General features: G+C 64.6%; 13 protein-coding genes. 3 read left to right on the top strand and 10 right to left on the bottom strand.

Features of this window, described 5'->3' with window-relative positions:
* Position 1: 1 nt before the first annotated feature.
* Positions 2–1,831, bottom strand: a complete 1,830-nt coding sequence (locus ACX80Z_RS00860) for a polysaccharide biosynthesis protein (RefSeq protein ID WP_019481297.1) — start codon at positions 1,829–1,831, stop codon at positions 2–4.
* Positions 1,832–1,999: 168 nt separating this feature from the next.
* Between ACX80Z_RS00860 and ACX80Z_RS00865 the strand changes: the two genes are divergently transcribed.
* Genes ACX80Z_RS00865 through ACX80Z_RS00875 form a run of 3 tightly spaced genes read left to right on the top strand, consistent with a single transcriptional unit; the run spans position 2,000 to position 4,858 of the window.
* On the top strand, positions 2,000–2,899 hold the full coding sequence (locus ACX80Z_RS00865; RefSeq protein WP_459314618.1) for a glycosyltransferase: 900 nt from the start codon (positions 2,000–2,002) through the stop codon (positions 2,897–2,899).
* Position 2,900: 1 nt separating this feature from the next.
* Positions 2,901–3,872, top strand: coding sequence for a glycosyltransferase (locus ACX80Z_RS00870; RefSeq protein ID WP_459304492.1), 972 nt, complete (start codon positions 2,901–2,903; stop codon positions 3,870–3,872).
* A 2-nt stretch (positions 3,873–3,874) separates the two neighbouring features.
* A complete protein-coding gene (locus ACX80Z_RS00875) occupies positions 3,875–4,858 on the top strand; it encodes an NAD-dependent epimerase/dehydratase family protein (RefSeq protein ID WP_459304493.1) in 984 nt (327 codons plus the stop codon).
* Here the strand turns inward: ACX80Z_RS00875 and ACX80Z_RS00880 are convergent.
* From ACX80Z_RS00880 to argS, 9 genes are all read right to left on the bottom strand, one after another.
* The gene (locus ACX80Z_RS00880; protein WP_019483134.1) at positions 4,764–5,504 is read right to left on the bottom strand and encodes an L-threonylcarbamoyladenylate synthase; all 741 of its coding nucleotides are present in this window, start codon (positions 5,502–5,504) and stop codon (positions 4,764–4,766) included. The two genes, ACX80Z_RS00875 and ACX80Z_RS00880, sit on opposite strands and share 95 nt — an antisense overlap.
* Positions 5,505–5,508: 4 nt before the next feature.
* Positions 5,509–6,402 carry a peptide chain release factor N(5)-glutamine methyltransferase gene (prmC, locus tag ACX80Z_RS00885; RefSeq protein ID WP_459314619.1) on the bottom strand — a complete coding sequence of 298 codons (894 nt, stop codon included), beginning with the start codon at positions 6,400–6,402 and terminating at the stop codon, positions 5,509–5,511.
* A 14-nt stretch (positions 6,403–6,416) separates the two neighbouring features.
* Positions 6,417–7,493, bottom strand: a complete 1,077-nt coding sequence (prfA, locus tag ACX80Z_RS00890) for a peptide chain release factor 1 (RefSeq protein ID WP_019483132.1) — start codon at positions 7,491–7,493, stop codon at positions 6,417–6,419.
* Positions 7,494–7,643: 150 nt separating this feature from the next.
* The gene (rho, locus tag ACX80Z_RS00895; RefSeq protein WP_459314620.1) at positions 7,644–9,956 is read right to left on the bottom strand and encodes a transcription termination factor Rho; all 2,313 of its coding nucleotides are present in this window, start codon (positions 9,954–9,956) and stop codon (positions 7,644–7,646) included.
* 360 nt (positions 9,957–10,316) lie between these two features.
* Entirely contained in the window at positions 10,317–11,321 is a 1,005-nt protein-coding gene (gene thrB / locus ACX80Z_RS00900; protein WP_459314621.1) for a homoserine kinase, read from the bottom strand.
* Positions 11,314–12,441: a threonine synthase gene (gene thrC / locus ACX80Z_RS00905; protein WP_019483129.1), complete on the bottom strand. Its 1,128-nt coding sequence runs from the start codon at positions 12,439–12,441 to the stop codon at positions 11,314–11,316. Before thrC ends, thrB begins: the two co-directional genes overlap by 8 nt.
* Entirely contained in the window at positions 12,442–13,761 is a 1,320-nt protein-coding gene (locus tag ACX80Z_RS00910; RefSeq protein WP_019483128.1) for a homoserine dehydrogenase, read from the bottom strand.
* Positions 13,762–13,810: 49 nt separating this feature from the next.
* Positions 13,811–15,259 carry a diaminopimelate decarboxylase gene (gene lysA / locus ACX80Z_RS00915; RefSeq protein ID WP_459304499.1) on the bottom strand — a complete coding sequence of 483 codons (1,449 nt, stop codon included), beginning with the start codon at positions 15,257–15,259 and terminating at the stop codon, positions 13,811–13,813.
* Between the two features lie 2 nt (positions 15,260–15,261).
* Positions 15,262–16,911 carry an arginine--tRNA ligase gene (argS, locus tag ACX80Z_RS00920; protein ID WP_459314622.1) on the bottom strand — a complete coding sequence of 550 codons (1,650 nt, stop codon included), beginning with the start codon at positions 16,909–16,911 and terminating at the stop codon, positions 15,262–15,264.
* Positions 16,912–16,978: the final 67 nt, after the last annotated feature.

Raw genomic sequence — 16,978 nt, forward strand, 5'->3', positions numbered from 1 at the left:
GCTATACACCTTCGATTCCGCCCTTGCGCTTCCAGTCGACCAGGTTCAGATGCACCGGGTCCAGTGTTGACACTGACGTGTGGGAAATCTTGGGATGCAGGGGCCGCGCGCCGTCTTCGCCGAACCCCACCAGTTCCTCATGCAGCTTCTCCCCCGGTCTCAGCCCGGTGAATACCACTTCGATGTCCTTCCCGGACATGGCAATCATTCGCTGGGCGACGTCGAGAATTTTGACTGCCTCGCCCATATCCAGAATGAGTACCTCGCCTGGGCGTCCGATCGCCCCGGCCTGGATGACCAGCTGACATGCCTCGGGGATGGTCATGAAAAAGCGGGTGACCTCCGGGTCAGTCACAGTGATCGGTCCACCGACCCTGATCTGCTCGGTAAAGAGGGGCAGCATCGAACCTCTGCTCCCAATGACATTTCCGAACCGGACTGACACGTAGCTGTTTGCGGTCTGGCTGGCCTGCCAGGCGGTGAGCTTCTCGGCGACCCGTTTGGAATGTCCGAGCACACTTGTGGGGTTCGCGGCTTTGTCGGTCGAGATGTTGACAAAGTGCTTCACCCCCGCTGCCTTGGCCGCATTGAGCACATTCTGCGTGCCCAGCACGTTGGTCTTCCAGGCTTCCTCCGGGTACTGCTCCAGCAGTGACACATGTTTGAGCGCTGCTGCGTGGAACACCACCTCGGGCCGGCGCTCCTCGAAAATCCCGAGCAGCGTATCCGCGTCGCGGATATCGGCCAGCACCGTGTCTCTGCCGGTGAGCAGGCCGCGGCCCGTCATCGACAGCTGGGTAGTTTGCAGCCCGGTTTCGTCGCGGTCCAACATGATCAGTTCGGCTGGGCTGAACTGCGCGAGCTGACGGCACAGTTCGGACCCGATAGACCCGCCCGCTCCGGTGACCAGAATCTTTTGCCCCGTGATGTAACCTGCCACCTCATCTGCATGGATATCCACGGGCCGACGGCCGATCAGGTCTTCGACCGCAACTTCCCGGAAATCGGAGAATCCAGCACCGGATCCCCCGGTGGCCAGCATGTCGCGCAGCGGTGGGAGGACCAGAACCTTGATATTCATCCCAGCCACCAGATCCGACACCTTGCGCACCTGCGCCGCCTCGACATCAGCGAAGGCGATCACCAGGACTGAGGCGCGGGTGCGGGCGATGATACCGGGGAGGTCTTCCAGCCGACCCAGTACAGGCACGGTCGCCAGCCTGAGATGCTTCTTCGCCGGGTCGTCGTCGATCAGGCCCACCGGGAAATACGGGGATTCGCGGTCCTGGATCATCCGGCCGACAAGGGACCCGCCGAGGAACCCTGCGCCGTAGATCAGGGTCCGCTGTGCGTCTTCGCCGGGTTTGGCTTTGCTCTCCACGAACATGCGCTTGAGATAGCGGGTCGACGCCATGAACATGCAGGCGAAGGGGAAAGCAATGATGCCGATACTGCGGGGGATCTCAATAATGGAGAAGAACACCACACTGACCAGCAGGAGGATCACCGACACGATGACGGTCACGATGACCAGCAGCTTGGCTTCGTGGAAGCTGCCGAAGCTGTACCGGCCCCGGTACAGGGCAAAACTCAGGCCGACCGCGAGCTGGGCGACAAGCGCCACAGCGCAGAACACGACTACCCCGGTCATATTGATCTGGTTGATCAGCAGTTCATACCGAAGCACCAGGGCCAGAAGAATTGCGACAATCCAGGCGACTGAGTCGAAAATATACTGTGACCAGAGCCAGATTGCTGGCTTCTCCGATCGGGGCGTGGTGCGGTGTCCGGACCCGTCCCGGGCTGGATCCACGCTGTCAGCGAGTTTCATGGTTCCTAACAACGGCTCGGCGAATGTTCAAACGTGCGCTGAGAGTCCTCACGGCAGAATCTCAGCCCGTGCTGGTGTAATAGACTCTCTCTACCCGAGAATACTAACCGCACTACCCGGCCCTGACCGCCTTCGAGGCGTGTTGTGAGTGGACCGGAAAGGACTGTTTTGCAGGATACCGTGGCCGTTGCGGCAGTAACTTTTGACCGCCCCGACGACCTCCGTACCCTCCTGCTGGCGTTGTCCCAACAGAGTGTGCCGCTCACATCGGTTGCATTGGTCGATTCCGGGACGCAGGATATCGAAGGCATTGCAGGTGAATCCGATGCACCCGTGAACTACATCCGTTCCCTGAGCAACCTGGGCGGCGCCGGCGGTTTTTCCCTGGCGATCCTCTCCGCCATGGCCAGTGGTGCCGAGTGGGTCTGGATTATGGACGACGACGCCCACCCCGAAGACCCCGAGGCGCTTGGGACTCTATTGGCGGCCGCCAAAGCCGAGGGACTCGACGTCGTCGTGCCCCTGATCGTGGCACCCGGCGAACCGACCAGGCTGTCCTTCCCGTTCCGGGTGGCGGGGCGATCGGTGCATGACCGGGCCGAGGTCGAGAAGCTGGGGATCATCAAGGATGTTGGCCAGTTTTTCAATGGTGCGCTGATTCGTACTGACGTTTTTTTCAGGGTGGGGCTCCCCGACCTGCGACTGTTCATCCGCGGTGATGAGACTGACTTCATGCTGCGCCTTCGTCGGGCCGGGATCCCCTTCGGCACCGTGACGACAGTCGCCCTCAGCCATCCCCCCGGGTGGGCCGAGACGCAGCAGGTACTCGGTGACCGGCTGCATGTCCTGGTGCCCGAGACCGCCTTCAAACGCTACTTCTATTACCGCAACCGCGGGTACCTCACCCGCCGGTATCTGCGGGTCAAATCGCTGGTCGCTGATGGGGTGGGGTACCCGCTATATTTCCTGAAGCACCGCGACCTCCGAGGATTCGCTGAGTGGTTCAAGGCCTATTCCACCGGTGTCCGCGGGCGTGGCTTCGGGCCACCGTCGGATCAGGGCTACTGAGGTGGCTTCCTCCGCCACGGCGGTGACGGTGGTTGTCACCACCTTCAACCGCGCCGGTTACCTGCGCGTCCTGCTGGAAACGATCGCACGCCTGGATCCCGCACCGAGCAGCGTCATCGTCGTCAATAATGCGAGCACTGACAACACCGACGAGGTGATCGCATCCGCGAACCTTCCCATGCCGTTGATCCATCATCGGTTGCGGAAAAACGTTGGCGGGTCCGGTGGTTTCTCGGTTGGGGCTGAGCGGGCCCTCGCCGAGGGTGCCGAATGGCTGTGGCTGATGGACGACGACGTCGAAGCCCTGCCTGGTGCGATCGCCGCGTTTCAGCCCTGGATGGGAACCTATCGGTGCCTTCACGGCCGCCGCTTCGACCACTCCGGCAAGCCGTTTTTCTGGCAGCACCACTTCAATGCGTTCCTTGGCGTGCACTTCCCGGTCCGCGGCAACGTGTTCAGGCACCGTCCGGTGTTCCACACCAATGTTGGGTGTTTCGAGGGGATGCTGGTGCACGCCGATGTGGTGCGCCGCGTTGGGCTACCGGATCCACGGTTTTTCCTCAACGGAGACGACACCACCTACGGTTGGCTGATCGCCCAGTCCGAACCGGTCGCCTATATCAATGAATATGTCCTGAAGAAGGCCAGACCGCAGAAGCAGATCGACCTTGGCGTGCGCCACCTGAATGATTCCAACGACCTGGGCCGCTACTGCGGCATGCGGAACCGTGGCCACCTGGCGCGGTACCTGCGCGTCAATGGCAGGTTCAACCGTTGGGGGTTTGGCCTGGGAACCCTCCTGACTGCGGCCAAGGAGGTGCTCCGGCTGGTGGCTGTCGAGCACTCCCTGTCCGGTCTCGCTCCCCTGTGGCGGGGCTGGATCGAATCGCGGGGTATCCTCAGGGACCCCGAGTGGCAGCCAATGCCGCCGGTCGACCCCGACCGAACCGCCCACGTGAAGGAAACCCGCTGACCATGTCCTGGCTGATTCTCGGCGCCACCGGCTTTGTCGGATCGGCGATCCTGCAGGCCGCCGAGGCCGCGGGCCTCGACGTGGCTGGCGCTCCGGCGCCCAGACTCAGCAGCGAGGCGACGACGGTGGCCGAGCTTGCTGCCGAGGGATCCACCCATCCGACCCTCGCCGGGCTCACTGCCACGCTGGCAGGGGTTTCGGTGGTGGTGAACGCAGCAGGCCTGGCCGCACCCCGCAGCGGTGATACCCCCGAACTGCGTGGAGCGAATGCCCTGCTGCCAACAATCCTTGCGCAGGCCTGTGCAGCGGCCGGGGTCGATCGTCTAATCCACCTCAGCAGTGCTGCCGTCCAGGGGCAGCGGGACCAACTGGACGAGTCCCTGGACCTCGCCCCTTTTTCGGCCTATTCCCGGAGCAAGGCCCTCGGCGAGCAGGCTCTTCAGGCGGCGGCGTCCGCCTCACGCATTGTCATCGTCCGCGCCACCTCGGTTCAGGGTGCCAACCGGCCGACGACGACGGCGCTCGCCCGGTTGGCTGCCTCACCCCTGGCTTCCGTTGCAGCCCCTGGTACTGCCGCGACGCCGGTCACGTCCGTCGAATCACTGGCCGATTTTGTCGTCAAGGTGGGCACCTTTGAGGGACCGGTCCCGTTGGTCGTCCTCCAGCCGAGCGAGGGGATGTCCGTCCGCTCTGTCCTGGAGGCTGCGGGTGGTACGCCCATCGTGCTGCCGCGACGGCTGTGCCGCGTGCTGCTGCGCGCCGGCTACGCGGTATCGAAACTTGCCGGCGAACGGCTCCACGGCAGCCTGCGCCGGGTGGAGCTGATGTGGTTTGGCCAGGCCCAGGAGCCAGGTTGGGCGGCAGCCCAGGGCATCCGGGTCGAGCAACGTGTCAGCGGGGTGTTGGAGAGTGCGGCGTCCCGGCGTCGTCAGGGCCGGTCGGGCCGGCAGGGTCGCTCGGGCCGGCAGTCTCCGGCGAATCGGTAGCCTCAGCCGGGTCTTTGAGTGCCGGCACCACGACCTGTAGCTGGTCCAGGCTGATGCTGCCTGCACGGACCAGGCGCAGTTCATCACCCGTCGCATCAATGATGGTTGAGGCGGTGGCGCTGCGCGGGCCGCCCTCCAGATACACCTGGACGGAGCCCGCCAGCTGATCGAAGGCGTCCGCGGCGGTGGTTGCAGCCGGCGCTCCCGTGCGGTTGGCTGAGGAGACAGCCAGCGGACCTGTCAAGGCCAGCAGGTCCAGGACCACCCGATCATCGGGCACCCGCAGTGCCACGGTGCCGAGAGTGTCGCCCAGGTCCCAGGTCAGTGACGGCTGCGCGCGGAAGATCAGGGTCAGACCGCCGGGCCAGAATGCCTCGGCCAGCTTTCTCGCGTCCGGATGAATCTCGGCGGCAAGGCCATCCATCGTCTGTACGCGGGGAATCAGGACGGGAGGCGGCATGCTTCTCCCCCGCCCCTTGGACGCCAGCAAGGTGGCAACTGCCTGCGGCGAGAAGGCATCGGCGGCAATGCCATAGACGGTGTCGGTGGGCACCACCACACACTGGTTGGCCGCGATGGCGCGTTGGGCGTGGGCTAAACCGTCGCTGCGCTGGGCGGGGTCGGAGCAGTCATAGCTGGTGGTCACAGAATTATTCTTTCACTGGTGCGTGGGGATGGGCAGGGTGGCTACGCACAGCCGACGTGGAGCGGTCGCGTCCGGTGAGGTCCTGGTGGGTCTGAACCGCGGTCCAGTGCTGGTCTGCTGTCAGAAGAGCGGCAATCGCGGGTGCCTGGACCTCGGCGTGTTCCATCACGAAGTAGCCGCCAGGGACGAGCAGCCGGGCAGCGCTGAGCGCCGCCGCTTTGGGGAGCTCGAGGCCATCAGCGCCGCCACCGTACAGTGCGATCTGCGGGTCGTGGTCCGCCACTTCGGGTTCCCGGGGAACCGCTGCCGACGGAATATAGGGCGGATTGGACACCACCACATCGAAGCTACCGTCTTCTTCCCCCAGCGCATCCCGCAGGTCACCAAGGATCAGCGTCACGCCCCGGCTCACCACATTGCGTTCCGCCCAGGCATACGCCAGTGGGCTGAACTCCACCGCGTACACGTCGGCGCCAGGCACTTCGTCGGCGATGGCGGCGGCGATCGCACCGCTCCCGGTGCCCAGGTCAACCACCCTGGGCCGGGTCAGCGTCAAGGCGTGATCAATGGCGAGCTGCGCCACCGATTCGGTTTCCGGGCGCGGAATAAACGCCCCGGGGCCCACTGCCAGCTCCACCCGGCGGAAATAGGCGACGCCGGTAATGTGCTGCAGCGGCACCCGGCGCTCACGCTCCGCCACCAGCTCAAAAAACCCGGCCGGCGCCGTCGCGCCCAGCAGCGCAAGGGTCTTCACCCGCCCCACTGGCTCCCCCAGCAAATGAGCGGCCAACAGATGAGCATCGACGCTGGGACTGGGCACGCCGGCGTCGTTCAGAAGACCGGTGGCCCGCACCAGGGCGGCGTCGAGCGACTCATCGGAGCGGGGTTGTTCGTTCATGATTCAGCGGACGTTCAGTCGTCCTCGCCAATCGCGTCCAGCCGGGACTGTTCATCCATTTCGATGCCCGCCTGGACCACCGCTTCAAGGTCGCCGTTCATCACCGCGTCGAGGTTGTAGGCCTTGTAGCCGGTGCGGTGGTCAGCGATGCGGTTCTCGGGGTAGTTGTAGGTGCGGATGCGCTCGGAGCGGTCCATGGTGCGGATCTGCGATTTGCGGATATCCGAGTTCGCGGCGTCGATCTGCGCCTGCTGGTGGGCGAGGATACGGGACCGGAGCACCCGCATGCCTGCCTCACGGTTCTGCAGTTGCGACTTCTCGTTCTGCATGGCCACCACGATGCCGGTGGGGAGGTGGGTGATGCGCACAGCCGAGTCGGTGGTGTTCACCGACTGGCCGCCCGGTCCGGAGGAACGGTAGACGTCGATCTTGAGATCGTTCTGGCTGATCTCCACTTCCTCTGGCTCATCCACTTCGGGCAGGATGAGCACTCCTGCTGCCGAGGTGTGGATCCGGCCCTGCGATTCGGTGACCGGGACCCGCTGGACCCGGTGCACGCCGCCTTCGAACTTGAGGCGGGCGTAGACACCCTCCCCCGGCTCGTTGGAGGAGCTTTTGATCGCCATCTGGACATCCTTGTACCCGCCGAGGTCGGATTCGTTGGCAGAAATGATCTCGGTCTTCCAGCCACGCGTCTCGGCGTACCGGGTGTACATGCGCAGCAGGTCGCCGGCGAACAGGGCTGCCTCGTCGCCGCCTTCACCACCCTTGACCTCGATGATGACGTCGCGGCTGTCGTTCGGGTCTCGCGGGATCAGCAGACGGCGGAGCCGTTCCTGGGCGGCGGCGAGTTGTTCCTCAAGGACCGGAACTTCAGCGGCGAACTCGGGGTCGTCAGCCATCTCCTGAGCTGCCTCAAGGTCGTCCTTGAGCGCTTCCCACTTGGTGTGCGCGTCGACAATACCGCTCAGCTCGGCGTACCTGCGGCCAAGCTTGCGGGCCAGCACCTGGTCGGAGTGCACTGCCGGGTCGGAGAGCCGTAGCTGCAGCTCGGCGTGCTCATCGAGCAGGTTCTGGATCGACTCAAACATCTGGGCAATTCCTCTTTCGAACGGATTCCATTCAACAGATATAACCCATTTCGGGCGGTTTACCCGTCATTTCTGTTGACTCGGTTGGTTAAGCACAGCCGCCCACGCACCGTCCGGTGAACCGGTAGGGCGTGGGCGGCGGGTAGCTTGCTAGTCGTCGTCGTTCTTGGAACCCAATGTGGTCTTCTGGACCTGCATCAGGAACTCGACGTTCGACTGCGTCTCCCGGATCTTGTTGGTCAGCAATTCAAGTGACTGCTGTTCGCCCAGTCCGGAAAGGACCCGGCGCAGCTTCCACATGATCTTGACCTCGTCCGGGGACAGCAGCTTCTCTTCGCGACGGGTACCGGACGCGTTGACGTCCACCGCTGGGAAGATCCGCTTGTCAGCGAGGTTCCGGGACAGGCGCAATTCCATGTTGCCGGTGCCCTTGAACTCCTCGAAGATGACCTCGTCCATCTTGGATCCGGTCTCCACGAGTGCAGTGGCGAGAATGGTGAGCGAGCCACCGTTCTCGATATTGCGCGCGGCACCGAAGAAACGCTTCGGCGGGTAGAGCGCTGCCGAGTCGACGCCACCGGAGAGGATACGTCCCGAGGCTGGCGCAGCCAGGTTGTAGGCACGACCCAGGCGGGTCATGGAGTCGAGGAGCACCACAACGTCCATTCCCATCTCGACCAGGCGCTTGGCGCGCTCGATTGAGAGTTCGGCGACGGTGGTGTGGTCATCGGCAGGACGGTCGAAGGTCGAGGCAATGACCTCACCCTTCACCGTGCGCTGCATATCGGTGACTTCCTCGGGCCGTTCGTCGACCAACACCATCATGAGGTGAACCTCGGGATTGTTGATGGTGATCGCGTTGGCGATAGCCTGCAGGATGAGCGTCTTGCCCGCCTTGGGCGGGGAAACGATCAAGCCACGCTGGCCCTTACCGATGGGCGCAACCAGGTCGATGACGCGGGGGCCGATCTTCTTGGCCTCGGTCTCGAGACGCAGGCGTTCGGTCGGGTACAGCGGCACCAGCTTGGCGAACTCGACGCGGTCCTTGAGTTCCTCGGCTGGCTTGCCGTTGACCGAGGTCACGCGGATCAGCGCATTGAACTTCTGCCGGGTGTTGTTCTGGTTCTCGCCGTCGCGGGGGGCGCGGATGGCACCCACCACTGCGTCGCCCTTGCGCAGGTTGTGCTTCTTGACCTGGGCGAGGGAAACATAGACGTCGTTGGGACCGGGCAGGTAGCCGGAGGTCCGCACGAACGCGTAGTTTTCCAGGACGTCCAGGATGCCCGCGACGGGCAGCAGGACGTCGTCCTCGGTGACCTCGACGTCGTCGACCTCGGGGTTCTGGTTGCGGTTCCGACGACGATCGTTCCGGTCGTTGCGGTCGCGGAAGCGGTTGCCGCGATCGTTGCCACGATCATTGCTGTTACCGCGGTCATTACTGTTACCGCGATCGTTGTTGTTGCGATCGTTTCCGCTGTCATCGCGGGAGTTCCGGTTGCGGCGGTTGCGGTTGCGCCCACGCCCGTCGTCTTCCCGGTTCTCGTTGCCGTCATTCCGGTTGTTGGTCCGGTTGTCGTTGCCGTCGTTCCGGTTGTCGTTCCGGTTATCGTTGCGGTTGCGTCCGCCACGGTCAGTGCGGCCGTTCGACTCGCTCTGGTCGTTGGAGTCATTCGACTCTCCGGTGCCCTGGGCGCTCCGGTCAGCATTGTTCCGGTCAGCGTTGTTCCGGTCAGCGTTGTTACGGTCAGTTCCTCGCGAGGAATCATCCGACGACGACGTTTCGGAAGACTCGGTCGTGGTGCTGTCGGTTCGCTCTTCGCCGCGACGTCCACGCCGGTTTTCCCGGGGAGCGCGGCCACGGCCTCGTTCGCCACCGCTATCGCGGCCAGTGTTCTCACGGCCGTTGGTGTCACGGCCGCCGTTGTCACGGCTGTTGGAGCCGTCTGCGGTCTGCGCATCGTCGCCGGTTGAGGCGGCAGACGCATCAGCCTGGGTTGCCTCGGCGGCGGGCAGGCTCACGACTCCGTCAGATCCGGCACGCCGGTTCCGGTTCCGGGTGCGCGATGGACGCTCCGTCTGCTCTGCTGCAGCGCCGTCGCTATCCTGTGCCGGCTCGGCTGCAGTATCAGCGTCGCTGCTGGTGGCACGGCTGGATGAACGGCGCGATGACCGGGCGGAGCCGTTTGACTGGCTGGCTTCCGATTGTGTGGCACCGTTCCCCTCTGTCGGGGCGGCGTCCTTGGGACGATCCGCTACCGCAGAACCACGCTGATGATCTGAGATGGCCGATACCAGGTCGCCTTTGCGCATCCTGGAACCGCCGGTGATGCCCAACTGACCGGCGAGAGCCTGGAGCTGGGCGAGCTTCAGCCCGGCAAGGCCGGAGCTTTTGGAAGCGGGAGCGTCGGCTGTGCCGGCGTTTGATGTGTCCACACCTGATAACAGGTCAGTGGTTTCAGTCACGAAGGATCCTTCCCCCTCGTCGGGCGGTCCAACTCTGAAGTGGACCGCGTTTGGTTAGCCCCGCCGCCGTCATACATTCTGGTCGGAAAGGGTTCGGTCCTGCCGGAAGAGTCCGACCTGGCCGTGCGTGCTGGGAACCTTCAGAAGTAAGTAGGCTGTCGGTTTATCTTCAAACCGCTGGCACTCTGTCATTCGTGGGAGGTTACACCGGAGGTGATGCGACTGCTGATAACCATGCAGCTTTGCGGCGGTCAAAAGAAAATGACGGCCAGATCAGCAGAAGCACTCAGCTGAACAGTAAACCATCCTGCCACAGTGCGACTGTTTGAAACAGTAACGACAGTTGAGATGGGTCACAGCTCATTTCCGTTGGTGCACCACCAGTTTAGCACCCTCGGGGGCCACGGTCAGCTTTAGGACGCGCCACTCGGTCGAGGAATTCTCGTTGATTGACTCGTCGGTCAGCGAATGGATGAGCTGTTCAACGGTCCTGGCCTCGGCGTCGCTGGTTGCGAAGGTCATCACCGTTGGGCCTGCCCCGGAAATCACTGCCGGAAACCCCTGCGCCCGCAGTTGCCGCATCAGAGTGGCGCTGGGCAGCATTGCCTGGGCACGGAAATCCTGGTGCAGCGCATCCTGGGTGGCATCCAGCAGGAATTCGGGCTCCCGGGACAAGGCGTGCACCAGAAGCGCCGCACGGCCCGCGTTCGAGGAGGCACTTGAATGCGAGACAGACGTCGGGAGCAGCGCCCGCGCCGTCTCAGTCGAGAGGCTGGTGGCAGGAACGGCGGCTATCGGAATGATTGAGGGGTGCACCGGCACCCGGGTACTGCGGAAGACCCTTCCGGTTTCCCAGGAGATGGCCAACGCACCCAGCAGGGCAGGCGCCACGTTGTCGGGGTGGCCCTCAAGGGTCGAGCACAGCTGGAGCAGCCCAGCCGAGTCCATCCTGTCGGCGTCAGGCAGGAGGAAATTGGCGGCCAGCACGGCCGAGACGATCGCTGCGGCCGACGACCCGAGCCCCCTGCCGTGCGGGATCAGGTTCTGCGTCTCCAACTCGAGCCCCGGGCAGCCGAAGCCTGAGCGTTCGAGCGTCTCGAGCAGCGTGCGGGCCACCAGATGGGTTTCATCGCCGGGGAGATCCCCTGCGCCCTCGCCGGTCACGGTGACGGTGACGGTGCCGCTGGTGGTGGTCCGCACCGTGACAGTGTCGAACAGCGAAACGGCAAGGCCAAGGGTGTCGAATCCCGGCCCCAGGTTGGCGCTCGTCGCGGGGACGCTGATCGTTGCCGCCTGGCCCGCCGCCACCATCCTGGTGCCGGTGCCCCACCGTTCGGCCGCTGGCGAGGACACCCGTTCACTCACCCGCAGTATCCTCAAGGCCCAACGCTGTCGCGACGCTGACGACGTCGAAATCCACTTTGGTGGGCTCGACGTCGGACCCGTCGGCAGCTTTCAACGCCCACTGGGGGTCCTTGAGGCCATGACCAGTCACTGTGATCACGATGGTCTTACCCACCGGCGCCAACCCTGCCGCATGCTTTTTCAGCAGGCCAGCAACACCGGCCGCCGATGCCGGTTCCACGAAGACTCCCTCTCGTGCCGACAGCCAGCGGTGCGCTTCGAGGATTTCCTCGTCGGTGACGGCTTCAATCAGCCCACCGGACTCGTCGCGCGCTGCAATCGCCTGGTCCCAGGAGGCCGGGTTGCCGATCCGGATGGCCGTCGCGATCGTGTCCGGCTCGGTCACCGGGTGGCCCTTGACCAACGGCGAGGCGCCCTCTGCCTGGAAGCCCCACATCACCGGACGCTTGGTGGCGACCGGGGCGAGCACTGTGCTGTCACCGACCAGGTGCGGGTTGGCGTAGGGCTCGGAGTATTCCTTGTAGCCCTTCCAGTAGGCAGTGATATTGCCGGCGTTGCCGACCGGGAGCAGATGATAGTCGGGGGCGTCACCCAGGACGTCGACCACCTCGAAGGCTGCGGTCTTCTGGCCTTCGATACGCGCGGGATTGACCGAGTTGACGAGGAACACCGGGTACGCCTCGGCAAGCTTACGAGCGACATCGAGGCAGTTGTCGAAGTTGCCGTTGACCTGCAGCAGTTCAGCGCCGTGGGCGATGGCCTGGCTCAGTTTGCCCATGGAAATCTTGCCGTCCGGAACCAGCACTGCACAGGTGATGCCCGCCTGGGTGGCGTAGGCCGCAGCCGAGGCGGAGGTGTTTCCGGTGGAGGCGCAGACCACGGCCTTGGCCCCGGATTCAATCGCAGCGGTAATGGCCATGGTCATTCCGCGGTCCTTGAAGGAGCCGGTGGGATTCATTCCCTCCACCTTGAGGAACACCTGCGACCCGGTCAGTTCGGATAGCGCCTTGGCCGGGACCAACGGTGTCCCACCCTCGCCGAGGGTGATGACCTGGGTGGATTCTGTCACGGGCAAACGATCTGCATATTCGCGGATAACGCCGCGCCATTGGTGAGCCACTTAGGCTCCTTCCACTCGAAGGACACTGGTCACCGAGTTGATCACGGCGAGGTGCTGGATCTGTTCAACTGTTGCGGCGAGGGCCGCTTCGGTAGCGCGGTGGGTGACGATGCGAAGTTCAGCCGTCGCCTGGCCAGGGTCATCCGCGGGATGGATGCTCTGCCGCAGGGTTTCAATGGACACGCCCTGCTCGGCGAACAACTGTGCGATCCGCGCCAGGACTCCTGGCTGGTCAGCGACGTCGAGCCCGATGGAGTAGCTCGTGCGGACTGCGTCGATATTCATGGACGGGACATGGCCGGTGGTGGTTTCGGTCCGGCCGGGACCGCCCAACACCAGGCGGCGCGCAGCGCTGACAACGTCGCCCAGCACCGCGGACGCGGTGGGGGTACCACCGGCCCCCTGTCCGTAGAACATCAGTTCGCCCGCGTTCTCGGCCTCGATGAACACCGCATTGAAGGCACCATGGACTGCGGCCAGCGGATGATCGCGGGGCAGCAGGGTCGGGTGCACCCTGACGCTGACGCCCTCGGTGCCAGCGCCGTCGGCGTCGTCCCTCGGCAGCAACTCGGCGATGGCCAGCAACTTGATGACAAACCCGGCGTCCTTGGCTGCGGCGATATCCGCGGCGGTCACCTTGGTGATGCCTTCGCAGTAGACGTCTTCCAGGGCAAATCGGGTGTGGAAGGACAGGGACGCGAGAATGGCGCCCTTGGCCGCGGCGTCGTGACCCTCCACATCGGCAGTCGGGTCAGCCTCGGCATACCCCAGGCGCTGTGCTTCGGCCAGGGCATCGTCGAACTGGGCGCCGGTGGTGTCCATCTGGTCAAGGATGAAGTTGGTGGTGCCGTTGACGATGCCCAGTACACGGGTGATGCGGTCACCGGACAGGCTGTCCCGGATGGGCCGCAGAATGGGGATCGCACCAGCGACCGCCGCCTCGTAGGAAAGCTGGACCCTTGCGGCGTCGGCCTTCTCGTAGAGGGTGGGCCCGTCGAGGGCGAGCAGCGCCTTGTTGCCGCTGACCACCGTGGCGCCGTGTTCGATCGACCGCAGGATCAGGGACCGGGCGGGTTCAATTCCACCCATCAGCTCGATCACAATGTCGACGCCCTCGACCAGTGACTCGGCGTCGGTGGTGAAAAGTTCGCGCGGCAGGTCGACGTCGCGGGGTGCGTCAATGCTGCGCACTGCAATTCCGGTCAATTCAAGCCGGGCGCCGGTACGCGCTGCCAGCGCGTCGGCGTCCTCGAGCAGGATGCGCGCCACCTGGGATCCCACGTTGCCGCAGCCCAGCAAGGCGATCCGAAGTGTCGACATGGAGTCGGTGTTCGAAGCTGTATCAGATGAAATAGTGTCGCTCCTGCAATCAGTTGGTGGTGCGGGGGATGTCGCGGGCCAGGATGTCGTCCTCGGTTTCGCCGCGCACAATCAGTCTGGCCTGGCCGTTCCGGACTGCTATCACTGGCGGGCGGGCCACCCAGTTGTAGTTGCTGGACAGCGCCCAGCAGTAAGCGCCGGTGCCCGGCACAGCCACCAGGTCACCGGCATCGGTGTCCACGGGGAGGTAAACATCCCTGACCACAATGTCGCCGCTCTCGCAGTGCATTCCGACCACGCGGGACAGCACACCGGAGGCATCCGACGAGCGGGAGGCCAGGACCGCCGAGTAGTCGGCGTCGTAGAGGACCGGGCGGGGGTTGTCGCTCATCCCACCGTCCACCGACACATAACGCCGGGGCGCAGTGTCGCCACCCTCGACGTCGACCCTCACGGTTTTGGTCGTCCCCACGGTGTACAGGGTGAACGTTGTTGAACCTACGATCGCGCGACCCGGCTCAATGGAAATCCGTGGGACGCGCAGTCCCAGTTTGGCGCAGGTGGAACGCACGACGTCGGCCATCGCCACGGCGATCTCTGCCGGTGGGCGTGGTTTGTCGGTTTCGATGTAGGCAATCCCATAGCCGCCCCCGAGGTCCAGTTCGGGCAGCTCCACGCCGTGGCGGTCCCGAACGTCCGCCAGGAAAGCGAGCAATCTGCGTGCCGCGAGTTCGAAACCCTCAGGCTCGAAAATCTGTGACCCGATGTGGCAGTGGACGCCGAGCAGGTTGACCGTTTCGTGGCCCAGCGCCGCGGCGACGGCCTGAGCTGCGGGTGAGGACTCGCCGTCGGCCAGTGACAGCCCAAATTTCTGGTCCTCGTGGGCGGTTGCAATGAACTCGTGGGTGGAGGCGTGGACACCGGGGGTCAGCCGGAGCATCACGTTGGCGGTGGTGCCGCGGGCGGCGGCGAGGGCTGCCACCCGTTCGAGTTCGGGGAGGCTGTCCACCACGATGCGCCCCAGCTTCAGGTCAAGCGCACGGCCCAGTTCGGCGTCGGACTTGTTGTTCCCGTGCAGGCCGAGATGTTCACCGGGAATTCCCGCGCGCATGGCGATGGCAAGCTCCCCGCCCGAGCAGGTGTCAAGGCGTAGGCCCTCTTCAGCCACCCAGTGCGCTATTTCTGTGCAGAGGAACGATTTCCCCGCGTAGTAGACGTCTACTCCCCCGCAGAGGTCGGCAAACGCGGCGTCGAACGCGTCCTTGAAGCTCCGGGCGCGGGTCCGGAAATCGTCTTCGGACACGACGAACAGCGGCGTGCCGAACTGCTCGGCGAGATCACTGACCCTCAGGCCACTGATGGTGAGCTCGTCACCGGCGCGGTCGACGTCGTGAGCCCACAGGGCGGGGTTCAGCCGGTTGATGTTGTCGGGGTAGCTGAGCCAGCCGGGGGCCAGCGGTGAGGCGTTATTCAGGTTCACTTCAGGTCCGTTTCCCATCGTCACATCCGCTCCGGTGCCGATACGCCAAGCAGCCCCAGGCCGTTGGCGAGCACCTGCTGGGTGGCGTTGTTCAGCCACAGCCTGGTGCGGTGCAGGTCGGTGACCGGCTCATCGCCGAGCGGCGCGATGCGGCAGGCGTCGTACCAGCGGTGGTAGGTGCCCGCGATGACCTCGATGTGGCGTGCCACCCGGTGCGGTTCGCGGAAGGCTGCGGCCTGGGCCACCATGCCGGGGAACTGGCCGAGCGCCGCCAGCAGTTCGCCCTCGGTGGGGTGGCTGAGTTCGGAGGCGTCGAACGCGCTCGTATCCACCCCTGCCGCGGCCGCGTTGCGCTCCACCGCGTGGGTCCGGGCGTGAGCGTACTGGACATAGAAGACCGGGTTGTCGTTGGTGCGCCGGGTCAGAAGGTCAAGGTCGATGTCGATGTTCGAATCCGCCGAGAAGCGGGCCAGGGTGTAGCGGGCGGCGTCGACCCCTACGGCGTCGACCAGGTCCTCGAGCGTGACGACGGTGCCGGCGCGCTTGGACATCCTGACGGGGACGCCGTCCTTCATCAGGTTGACCATCTGCCCAATCAGCACCTCGACGGTGTCCGGGTCATCACCGAGCGCGGCTGCTGCTGCCTTGAGCCGGGCCACATACCCGTGGTGGTCGGCGCCGAGCATGATGATGTTCAGGTCGAAGCCGCGGCGGCGCTTATTGACGAAGTAACCAATGTCGCCGGCGATGTAGGCGGGGGCGCCGTCCGATTTGATGACCACCCTGTCCTTATCGTCGCCGAACTCGGTGGACCGTAACCACCAGGCCCCGTCCTCGAGGAACAGGTTGCCCGAGGTTTTCAGTTTCTCCAGCAGGCCTTCGACGAATCCGTCCTGGAAAAGGGAGTGCTCGTGGAAGTAGACGTCGAAATCGACACCGAAGTCGTGCAGCGACTTTTTGATGTCGCCAAACATCAGGTCGACCCCGAGCTCACGGAACCGCTCGACCGAATCGTCCTGCTCTAGGTCGAGGATGGCTGGATCGAGCACCAGGACCCGGGCAGCGATGTCATCGATGTAGGCGCCGCCGTACCCGTCCTCGGGTGATGGCTCGCCCTTGGCGCTGGCCCACAGCGAGCGGGCGAACCGTTCCACCTGGGCGCCGTGGTCGTTGAAATAGTACTCGCGGGTCACCGCGGCGCCCTGGGACTGGAACAGGCGGGCAAGCGCGTCGCCGACGGCGGCCCAGCGGGTGCCGCCCAGGTGGATGGGTCCGGTGGGGTTGGCCGACACGAACTCGAGGTTGATCTTGGTGCCGGCCATGAGCCCGCTGGTGCCATAGCCGGACCCGGCGTCGACGATTGAGCGGGCCAGTTCACCTGCGGCGGCGGCATCGAGGGTGATGTTCAGGAAGCCTGGACCGGCGATCGCTACGGTCTTGACGCCGTCGAGCTGTTCCAGCCGTCCGCTGAGGAGCTGGGCGAACTCGCGCGGGTTCATCCCCGCCTGCTTGGACAGCTGCAGGGCAATATTGGTGGCCCAGTCTCCGTGTTCCCGGCTCCGTGGTCGCTCCACCCGCACCTCAGAGGGAAGCTCGACGTCGAATTCGCCCGCGGCGACGGCGTCTTTCAGGCATGCGGAAATGGCAGCAGATAGTTCTTCAGGAGTCACCCATCCAGCATAACGGCGCACGCCGCTGCGGCCATTTCTGTGACGCAGCGGCGCCCACCACACGAGG

Source organism: Arthrobacter sp. TMT4-20 (assembly GCF_054510775.1).

What these genes read in the sequence shown, in the direction of transcription:
- lysA (WP_459304499.1), bottom strand. Translation starts at nt 15,259, where the DNA reads ATGGGAAACGGACCTGAAGTGAACCTGAATAACGCCTCACCGCTGGCC.
- ACX80Z_RS00860 (WP_019481297.1), bottom strand. Translation starts at nt 1,831, where the DNA reads ATGAAACTCGCTGACAGCGTGGATCCAGCCCGGGACGGGTCCGGACAC.
- prmC (WP_459314619.1), bottom strand. Translation starts at nt 6,402, where the DNA reads ATGAACGAACAACCCCGCTCCGATGAGTCGCTCGACGCCGCCCTGGTG.
- ACX80Z_RS00910 (WP_019483128.1), bottom strand. Translation starts at nt 13,761, where the DNA reads ATGTCGACACTTCGGATCGCCTTGCTGGGCTGCGGCAACGTGGGATCC.
- prfA (WP_019483132.1), bottom strand. Translation starts at nt 7,493, where the DNA reads ATGTTTGAGTCGATCCAGAACCTGCTCGATGAGCACGCCGAGCTGCAG.
- ACX80Z_RS00875 (WP_459304493.1), top strand. Translation starts at nt 3,875, where the DNA reads ATGTCCTGGCTGATTCTCGGCGCCACCGGCTTTGTCGGATCGGCGATC.